The 9,432-nt window shown below is 42.4% G+C and carries 10 protein-coding genes; 5 read left to right on the top strand and 5 right to left on the bottom strand.

Annotated elements, in window-relative coordinates:
• Nucleotides 1-824: 824 nt before the first annotated feature.
• Nucleotides 825-1,004 carry a hypothetical protein gene (locus F6K63_RS32125; RefSeq protein WP_287314335.1) on the bottom strand — a complete coding sequence of 60 codons (180 nt, stop codon included), beginning with the start codon at nt 1,002-1,004 and terminating at the stop codon, nt 825-827.
• Nucleotides 1,005-1,313: 309 nt separating this feature from the next.
• Here F6K63_RS32125 and F6K63_RS32120 point away from each other — a divergent pair, with 309 nt between their 5' ends.
• On the top strand, nt 1,314-1,715 hold the full coding sequence (locus tag F6K63_RS32120; protein ID WP_008190602.1) for a response regulator: 402 nt from the start codon (nt 1,314-1,316) through the stop codon (nt 1,713-1,715).
• A 145-nt stretch (nt 1,716-1,860) separates the two neighbouring features.
• Here the strand turns inward: F6K63_RS32120 and F6K63_RS32115 are convergent, their stop codons facing one another.
• Both F6K63_RS32115 and F6K63_RS32110 read right to left on the bottom strand, forming a co-directional pair.
• Nucleotides 1,861-2,721, bottom strand: a complete 861-nt coding sequence (locus F6K63_RS32115; RefSeq protein WP_044495524.1) for a tetratricopeptide repeat protein — start codon at nt 2,719-2,721, stop codon at nt 1,861-1,863.
• A gap of 127 nt (nt 2,722-2,848) precedes the next feature.
• Nucleotides 2,849-3,025: a hypothetical protein gene (locus tag F6K63_RS32110; protein WP_287314333.1), complete on the bottom strand. Its 177-nt coding sequence runs from the start codon at nt 3,023-3,025 to the stop codon at nt 2,849-2,851.
• Between the two features lies 1 nt (nt 3,026).
• On the opposite strand from F6K63_RS32110, the gene F6K63_RS32105 reads away from it, so the two are divergent.
• The 3 genes from F6K63_RS32105 (at nt 3,027) to F6K63_RS32095 (ending at nt 7,014) form a co-directional block, all read left to right on the top strand.
• Nucleotides 3,027-3,158, top strand: a complete 132-nt coding sequence (locus tag F6K63_RS32105; protein WP_287314331.1) for a hypothetical protein — start codon at nt 3,027-3,029, stop codon at nt 3,156-3,158.
• 497 nt (nt 3,159-3,655) lie between these two features.
• Nucleotides 3,656-6,472, top strand: coding sequence for a COR domain-containing protein (locus F6K63_RS32100; RefSeq protein ID WP_287314329.1), 2,817 nt, complete (start codon nt 3,656-3,658; stop codon nt 6,470-6,472).
• A gap of 374 nt (nt 6,473-6,846) precedes the next feature.
• Entirely contained in the window at nt 6,847-7,014 is a 168-nt protein-coding gene (locus F6K63_RS32095) for a hypothetical protein (RefSeq protein ID WP_154659975.1), read from the top strand.
• Nucleotides 7,015-7,061: 47 nt separating this feature from the next.
• On the opposite strand, the gene F6K63_RS32090 is transcribed toward F6K63_RS32095, so the two are convergent.
• Complete coding sequence (locus F6K63_RS32090; RefSeq protein ID WP_287253711.1) at nt 7,062-7,262, bottom strand: hypothetical protein; 201 nt, start codon at nt 7,260-7,262, stop codon at nt 7,062-7,064.
• Between the two features lie 509 nt (nt 7,263-7,771).
• Between F6K63_RS32090 and F6K63_RS32085 the strand changes: the two genes are divergently transcribed.
• A complete protein-coding gene (locus F6K63_RS32085) occupies nt 7,772-7,906 on the top strand; it encodes a hypothetical protein (RefSeq protein WP_267872119.1) in 135 nt (44 codons plus the stop codon).
• A 4-nt stretch (nt 7,907-7,910) separates the two neighbouring features.
• On the opposite strand, the gene F6K63_RS32080 is transcribed toward F6K63_RS32085, so the two are convergent.
• Complete coding sequence (locus tag F6K63_RS32080; protein WP_008190615.1) at nt 7,911-8,720, bottom strand: slr1353 family protein; 810 nt, start codon at nt 8,718-8,720, stop codon at nt 7,911-7,913.
• Nucleotides 8,721-9,432: the final 712 nt, after the last annotated feature.

Here is a 9,432-nt window from a genome sequence, read left to right as displayed (position 1 = left end):
GGTACTGACCCCGAGCCTGGTAGCAGCGACTCGGGGAGGAACATATTTAATTTGTTCATTCATTGACACATCTTGTTCAGTAAAGTTAGATTATCCAACAAGATGTCGGAAAATGTCAAATATGTCGAAAAAAATATTTATCAGGACGTAACTCTCAATTTCTTGGTAAGGTTTGCCTAGACGGTGTTAGTACTCGGTACTTTCCGGATCACACTGGCTTTCCCGAATGGCCTGTTTAATCACCCGGTTGTAGAGCTTGGAACTGGCACGCATTCCAAGGTACGAACTTTAACTCTTGGTACTAACGGCTGCGCTTATTTTTAAGGCCGTCTGGTCAACAGGCTTTATTCAAGCCCACACTGTACCCGCATCGGGTCAGTGTGCGGTAGTTGACAGGGTGATCGGGGTTTAGGGTATAGGGAAATTGCACGCTCGTTAAGGCTACGGTACTCGAAAAGATCGGAAAAATAAGGAGAAGAGAATGTCTTCTTCACCTAATCAAGTCCCCTTGATCTTTCCATCTGCTCTAGCATCCAGCTTAACCAGCGTGACTATTGATGCATATAGGTGATGCATATAGAAAAACACAGACACTAGCTCACCCTAAGTTAAGTATTCAGCTATCAGCTTTCCGCTTTCAGCTTTCAGCTATCAGCTTTCCGCTATCAGCTTTCCGCTATCAGCTTTCAGCTTTCCGCTAATGCGCACGCTACTTGAGGTGCTTTTGAATAAGCGATGGAGCGCCGACCTGCGGGGGTTTCCACGGGGCTTTCAAGGTGCGGACGCAGGTGACCCACGCAGCCCCTCCCCACTCGCGCTTTGCATCAAGACAACAGGTAAGCATTGGAATAATGCTGAGTTACGTTAGCTGAGGGCTGACGGCTGAGGGCTGACGGCTGAGGGCTGAGGGCTGACGGCTGAATGCTTACACCATAAAATTTGAGCATCTGGTTCCAAAGCCGATTTCCCGCCTTAAGATAGTGTTGCTTAGCTAAATGACTCAAAGAAACAGGCTCAAGCTTAACCAGCCAGAAGCTTCGCTTCCAGCAAGCCGTTCCACTGTCCCCAAGACACTACAATGTAAATTTGGATGCAGTGTGGGTTGGCTTTTGCCAGGAGCGTCAGCTTCCCTGGTATTAAGCAGCCTATCACCTGTATTAGTCCCATGAACATTACTAGTTAGCTAAGGATGTGGGGAAAGTAGACTTGGGAAGATGACATCTTGAATTTGAAATAGCAAAATGACAGATTCCCTGTCAAACTTATGATCAAATGACTCTTTTGCCAAAAATGACTCTCTTGATGCAACGCCCATGAAAACCGTTCTGATTGTCGAAGATGATCCGATTAATGCTCGTGTTTTTGCCAAGATTCTCACTAAGCGGGGCGGTTTGAATGTAAAGCATACTGAAGATGTAGAAGAAGTAATGCAGCTAGCCCAAGCTGGGGAGCCAGACATTATCTTGATGGATGTTTCCCTAGCTCATAGTGTTTATCAGGGTCAATCAGTAGACGGCATTAAGATTACCCAAATGCTTAAGGCTGATGCTGATACCTCTAAACTGCCCATTATTCTGGTCACTGCTCATGCGATGGAAGGGGATAGAGAAAAATTTCTTAAGCAAAGTGGTGCCGATGACTACATCTCCAAACCCGTTGTTGACCATCAACAGTTTGTTGATCAAATCATGGCTCTACTACCCCAGGACAATTAAATTCCTTTCTTGAAAATTGCCAATCTTAAAACCACCGCCCTTGAGATGATTGCCCATATTTGGCTGCCATCCCTCCCCTATTGGCAATTGATAGAGATCAAGCACTATTTTTAGAAGTCACCCATGACAGGTGGAGTTGAGCTACTTAGGGTATACCTTCACCCTGGATAATGGTGGCTTGGATTCTGGGATTTTCCAGAAACTTTTTGGTTTCAGAAAGCAGGCGTTTACCCCACAAGTTTTCCTTAAGAAACTCTAAGTTAGCATAGCGGCTATCTAGGCGGATTGCCGCTTCTCCCATTAACAGTCCCTTTTCGATATCCCCTTGGGCATACAGAGCCACAGCGATCGCAAGTTGAGGTTCTGCCGCCTCTTTATCAATCCCTATGGCTGCTTCCCATTGTTTAATGGCACTCTCCACATCTCCTTGTTCATAGTTGACCAACCCAATGTTGTTGATGGCAGGCCAAAAGCTTTTGTCTTGGTCAACAGCTTTGTTGTAAGCATCGATTGCTTCACTATACTGATTGAGCATATAGTAAGAATTGCCCAAGTCAAACAGGGCTTCTGGCACATCGGGTTTGAGTTTTAATCCCGCTTTCAACTGAGCGATCGCTTTTCTATACTCGCTTTTTTGAAAATAGGCTGACCCCAAGGTGAACAGCACTCCAGCCTCATCTGGTGCCAGAGAGTAAGACTTTTGCAAGGCTTCAATGCCTTGATCCAACTCTTGGGATTGTACGTACAAGGTTCCCAAGATAAACCAGGTTTGATAGGTGTTGGGGGCAAGTTGAGTGGCTAACTTGGCCTTAGGCAGGGCCAGGTCGTATTGTTGAAAGCGGACTAACTGAATGGCCTCCTGAGCCAGAGTTAAGCCCTGCTGTTCGAGTTCCTCTGAATCCAATTTTAGGGTATAGGGAATGAGTGCTTGTCCAGCAACTGGTGCTGACCAACTCATCAAACCCATGACAACAAGAATAGATAGTAATGGAATAGATTTAGGCACGGTACAGCCTCAAAGAACAATTAGCTTAATTTGAATCTACAGGTTACGCAACTACTGAGACTAATCCGGAAGGAATATAGCTCTAGCTTTACCCTCACGATAGGACTTTCCTGCTTCATCTGTCATCCTAGAGGATCTGACCAAAGTAAGTGTGGGGGGTCGGGAATCGGGAATCGGGAATCGGGAATCGGGAATCGGGAGTGTTGGAAACGGGCAAGATGCCCATTCCACTAAGATGCTCCTTCCACACAAGTTGCCCATTCCACACAAGTTGCGTAGGGTGTGTTAGGGGCGGACTTGCCATTATGTTTCGTGTCGTAGCCAAGGTTGGGATAGTCCGCCCCGTAACGCACCACCAAAAAGCTGATTGTATCGGTAGCCAGTGTTGGGACAGTCGCTCCGGAAATGAAACGGGCAAGATGCCCATTCCACCATGATGCTCATTCCACCATGATGCTCATTTCACCATGATGCTCATTCCACAAAACTATTCACATCATCTTGCATTTATGCAACACCGGATTTTTGGCGTTGCTGATTATGCGTATGGTTTTGCCCCCCTAGCCCCCCAATTCTGGGGGGAACAAAACTATCAAAGTCCCCCAGAATTGGGGGATTTAGGGGGCTTTAATAAAACCAAATGATCGCACATTCATTCCTTAATTCAGCAACGCCGGATTTTTTGTATTGCTGAATCAAAGAAGGAAATTCTTTCCCCAAGATTTTTAAGTATAAATACTTATTGTTGCATTTAAGCAGTAATGCGACATCACTTTTCTATAGGAAAGATTAAAATAGATGTGTTGGGTCAGGGATAATACAGCGCATATATCGTACTTATGAGGTACAGTGTTTTTTGACGCTGATTACCTGAAAAGCCTATTGCCTTATTAAAACCATAAGCTTTGTAACTCACCCAAATAACAATTTCTATATGAGCGAAGATAGTATTCCAAAACGCTTCCAAGAAAAAATCCAAGAAGCCAGGGAAAAAAACCTTGAAATCCTAGATTTGAGTAATTACTCAGATAATACAATATTAAAACTTTTCGTTAATTTAGTTTCAGATCGATCCCAACCATTGACCAAGATACCAGAGGAAGTTTTTGAACTCAAACAAATTAAAGTATTAAAATTAAAGTATAACAAAATAGATAAAATTCCGGAGTATATTGGTAATTTATTCAATTTAACTCATCTATATTTATCCTTCAATCAACTAACCAACCTTCCAGAGTCTATTGGGAATCTATCCAATTTAACTCATCTATATTTATCCTTCAATCAACTAATAAATTTACCAGAATCTCTTGGGAATCTATCCAATTTAACCGATCTAAATTTAGAGACCAATCAACTAACAAACCTCCCGGAATCTCTTGGGAATCTATCCAATTTAACCAGACTAGAATTATGGAATAATCAACTAATAACTCTGCCGGAATCTCTTGGGAATCTATCCAATTTAATCAGGTTAGAGTTATGGAATAATCAACTAACAACTCTGCCGGAATCTCTTGGGAATCTATCCAATTTAATTAGGCTACATTTATCGGGTAATCAACTAACAACTCTGCCGGAATCTCTTGGGAATCTATCCAATTTAACCAGGCTACATTTATGGAATAATCAACTAACCACCCTGCCCGAATCTTTTGGAAATCTCTCTAATTTAACCCAGCTAGAGTTATCGGAAAATCCCCTGGTTGTTCCACCGCCAGAAGTTGTCAGTAAAGGGGTAGGTTCTATTAAACAATATTTTCGGCAATTAAAACAAGAAGGAAAAGATTATATCTATGAAGCTAAGTTGTTGATTGTGGGCGAGGCCGGAGCAGGCAAAACTAGTTTAGCTAAAAAAATTCAAGACCCCCAATACCAACTCCAAGACAATCAACAGTCTACAGAAGGCATTGATGTTATCAAATGGAGTTTTCCTCTAGATAACGTACGAGAATTTAACGTCAATATTTGGGATTTTGGCGGGCAAGAAATTTATCATGCCACCCATCAGTTTTTTTTAAGTAAACGTTCTCTCTATATTTTGGTTACGGATAGTCGTAAAGAAGATACGGATTTTGATTATTGGCTAAATATTGTAGAACAATTTAGTGATAATAGCCCCCTGTTGATTATTAAAAACGAGAAACAAGACCGCCGCAGGGACATTAACGAAAGAACTTTGCGAGGAAAGTTTACCAATCTCCAAGCCACTCTCGCTACTAACCTCAAAACTAACCGAGGGTTAGCAGAGATTATCGCTGCTATTCAATATTACATTCAAAATTTACCTCACGTCGGACAACCATTACCGAAAACCTGGGTAATGGTGCGTCAAGCCTTAGAAAACGATTCCCGTAATTATATCTCTCTTGATAAATTTCTAGATATCTGTGAAACCAATGGATTTACTCTACTAGAAGATAAATTACAGTTAAGCGGATATCTCCACGATTTAGGAGTATGTCTTCATTTCCAGGATCAAGAAGATTCCTTGTTATATAAAATAGTCATTATTAAACCAGAATGGGGTACCGATGCGGTTTACAACGTGCTGGATAATCATGACGTTAAAAATAACAAAGGAAAGTTTACCCGCAACGATTTAAAAGGGATTTGGCAAGAGGACAAGTATGCCTCTACCAGAGGAGAATTACTAGAACTAATGAAGAAATTCCAACTTTGCTATGAAATTCCTGACAGCAAAGATACGTTTATCGCCCCTCAACTCCTCAGCGATAATCAACCAGACTATGACTGGGATCCATCCCACAATCTGATTTTACGCTACACTTATCCGGATTTTATGCCCAAGGGTATTATCACTCGCTTGATTGTGGTGATGCACCAGTATATTGACCAACAACAATACGTTTGGAAAAGTGGCGTCATCTTAACTAAGGACAACACCAAAGCTGAAGTGATTGAATATTACGGTAAACGGGAGATTAAAATTAGGGTTACTGGTAGAGATAAGCGGGGATTATTAACTATAGTTGCTCACGAACTAGATAAAATTAATCATTCTTATAAGCGATTGAAGTGCAGTAAATTAATACCTTGTAATTGCCATAAGTGTAAAGACAGTCAGTCGCCACATTCTTATCCCTTTGAAACATTGCTAAAATTTATAGAAGACCAGCAAGACACCATTCAATGTCAAACAAGCTATGAGATGGTGAATGTTTTGAGTTTACTTGGTGATATAATAGATTTGAACAAGTTAGTATCTAACGATCCACAAGATAGTAATCAATCCATTCAGTTTAAAGGCGATATTCAAAAATTAGTATTGCTATTATCACAACACGGTAATATTTCTGGAGATTATTCTGAAATCATGGCTAATATCAACGATAAAAGTCAAAATATAAATATATCGGATAACGCTACAGTAACAAATAGTTTTGCTGGTGCGTTTAACTTAGGTGAGATTAGTGGTACAGTTGCTAATACTATCAACCAGTTACCTAGCTTTGAGCCTGAGCCTGATAAAAAACAACTGAAGGAATTACTCAGTCAACTGCAAAGCGCAGTCTTAGCAGAAGATTTGGATGACGAAGACAAAGCAGAAGCCCTAGAACAAATTGAAGCGATCGCTTCTGGTTTAACTAATTCCGAAGATGGTGCTGTGAAGAAAGTAGTTAAGAAGGCGATGAAAATACTCATGGGAACTGCTGCTGCTTTGTCTCCTACTGCTAATATGGTAACTATATGTAAGGATTTACCAGGTTTGATTAGTAAGATATTTTGAGAAAAAGGCAAGATAAGCGATCAGCGATCAGCGATCAGCTTTCAGCTTTCAGCGATCAGCGATCAGCGATCAGCTTTCAGCTTTCAGCTTTCAGCTTTCAGCTATCAGCTTATGCGCTACGCGCACAGCTTTTGAATAAAACAAGTAAGCATTGCTTTAATCTCTGTTACGTCAGCTGAAGGCTGACGGCTGAAGGCTGACGGCTGACGGCTGACCGCTGACGGCTGACCGCTGACGGCTGACCGCTGACGGCTGACCGCTGACGGCTGACCGCTGAATGCTTACAAAAAATATAAGTCTAAAAATAAAAAAAATAGCCGTAGATATTATGTCTACGGCTTTTTCAATACCACAGTAAGTGGATTGAAATTGTCATGTCAGTCAGATTCCAAACCAAACCTGATGTGATCTTATTTTATTGGCCAAAGGCCACGCTACGCGAAAAGACCAGGAGCCTTTGCAAGGGGGGAAACCCCCCCAGAAATTTAGCGATGCAGCGCGGTCTTGGGGAGCCAGTGCGGTCTTGGGGGTTCCCCCCATGAGCAACTGGCGTGGTTTCCCCCATGAGCGACTGCATCAAGACAACGTGTTATGGCAACAGCCAATACTTCATCATGGTAGTCCTCACTTCCCCTGGAACCTCCGTCGGCTCCAGAGGACTCCACTCGCAAATCTCTGCATACCCAAATACATAGAGGGTGTGCATGCTATAGGTTACTGCTTTACGAGAGCCTTTCAGAGTGTGCTCAACAGGGTATTTTTTTAGGTTTGGGTTAAATTCTGTTGACATGTTTTAATTTTTGAACTCGACGTTATATATATAATCATAATGATTATATATTAATTTGTCAAGGGTTTTAAAAAAACTTTTTTTTGGGGGTTTTATGGAGAAGTTGCAATTAATTTAAAAGCTAAGCTTAAGCGCTATGCGCACGCTACGTGAACAGCCTTCAGCTATCAGCATTCAGTTTAAAATTAACCTATTTAGTAAGAATTTAATATTGATAGATTAATGAGAATTTAAAGTCTAGGTAAAAGCCCATTTTATTCAAAAGATGTTCGCGTAGCGTGCTAATAAGCTGAGAGCTAAGAGCTGAGAGCTGAGAGCTGAGAGCTGAGAGCTGAGAGCTGAGAGCTGAGAGCTAAGAGCTGAGAGCTGAGAGCTGAGAGCTGAGAGCTGAGAGCTGAGAGCTGAGAGCTGAGAGTTTACGATTTAATATTAATAAAAAAAAGCGATACTATTGGCTGAGCATCGCTTTTGTTGTTGATCTAATTTTACTGACAGCGTTTTTGATAACTATGAGTTACACAGGATGTTTTACCGATGCCCGATTCCCGATTCCCGATTCCCGATTCCCTAACCCCTCCTGGGAGGGGTTAGGGGTGGGTTCCGATGCCCGATGCCCGATGCCCGATTCCCTTTCCTATAGCTAATAACTTACGAATCTGAAGGTACGGGCTGAGATTCTAGATATTCCAGAAAAGACATTAATTCTTTGTCACTAAGCAGCTGACGCGATCGCTTACCGTAAGTTTGTAGAAGATAGTCTTTCCCCTGTTGAGTTGTCCAACCCAGACGCTTCATTTCTACATTAGTTTTAGTAATGATGTCAGAATGGTCAATAATCCCAGAACTCAATGATCCCATGTCACTGGTGTTAGTCTCCATGGTATTTTGAGAATATGACTGAACTGGAGGATCAGGTGGTGAGGTCTGGTAGCTAATTGGCTCCCTCTTCTTAGGGATGTCAGCTGGCACAGTGGTCTCTACTTCCCTTGAGAAGGAATCATTGCTAAAGTTCCTTACTGGTTCTACTGATGGGATATTGGCAGCGGTTTCCCTAACCTCTCTAGCTCTTGACTCTGAGAAAGAGTAACTACTGGTGTCACTGGTTCGACTAGCTTGAGTAAAATGATGATTGGGTTGAGTCTGTTCCTGACTTGCTGAGGTCGAGCCAACATCATAGCGAGGCAATGGTTGCAGCGGCAGATTTACCTCACGCTTTGCTCTGGGAATATCCTTGTTTTGATCAATCCCTTTGGTGCTATCCATGCCTAAAGCAGCTAAAGCTCTAAGTCTGGCTTGGTCTTCTGCTAATTCAACGGTTTGGGCAGCAGCTAGACCGGTGACCAAGATGGTACCCTCAACTTTAACTGAGCAACGTACTATGTACTGACCATGGTCAATTGCTAAAAGATCGCTGATCAAGCTGCCTTGAGGATAACGATCTCGGAACTGAGTAAACATAAAACCATTTCCTGCCCAAATCTAAGCATTATATCATAGCATAGCTTTACCCGAAAACTGTAGCAAGCGATGCAGCGCGGTCTTGGGGAGCCAGTGCGGTCTTGGGGGTTCCCCCCATGAGCAACTGGCGTGGTTTCCCCCATGACCGCGCTGCATCAAGACAACGGAACAGCATATCTACGGATCACCGGAACATTTGTTCCCGATTCTCTACTCCCGTTGATGTACAATAAAACATGATACAATAAAACTATATTTGGTAAGCTCGCTCAAAAATGGTCATCTTAGTGAAAGTATTCTGTGGTTACAATCTTCAACAGACCTAGGAGAAAGGAATTTCTGTTCTGTTCCTGATCCAGTGGAGCAGTACAGCCAAGTACAACTAAAGTTCCTTTTTTCCAGGCGCTCTAGGAATAGGAAATCAGAGGGCGGGTAAACCTCCAAGTTCCCCTCGTTGCCCACACCTACTATCTTCCACAAGAGCTGTCATCTGCTGATGTAGTCCGTAGCCTTTTAGCTTAATCTGCTCTTATGCCCCACGTCCGAACTTGCATGTCGGCGTGACATGAATGGCGGATAAGAACTTTTATACTTTGTGATCATCTATAATGAACATAGTAGGGTAATGAAATTAAGAGCTAACCGCCACCTACTTGCTAAAAATAGAACTTTTTTGTATTGTTCCGGCGCGGAGGGGCATCTCGTGTCGTTA

It is taken from the genome of Moorena sp. SIO1G6, assembly GCF_010672795.1.
Classification (GTDB): Bacteria; Cyanobacteriota; Cyanobacteriia; order Cyanobacteriales; family Coleofasciculaceae; genus Moorena; species Moorena producens.
Note: the sequence above shows the minus strand (reverse complement) of the source record. Positions and strands in the feature narration are given on the sequence as shown.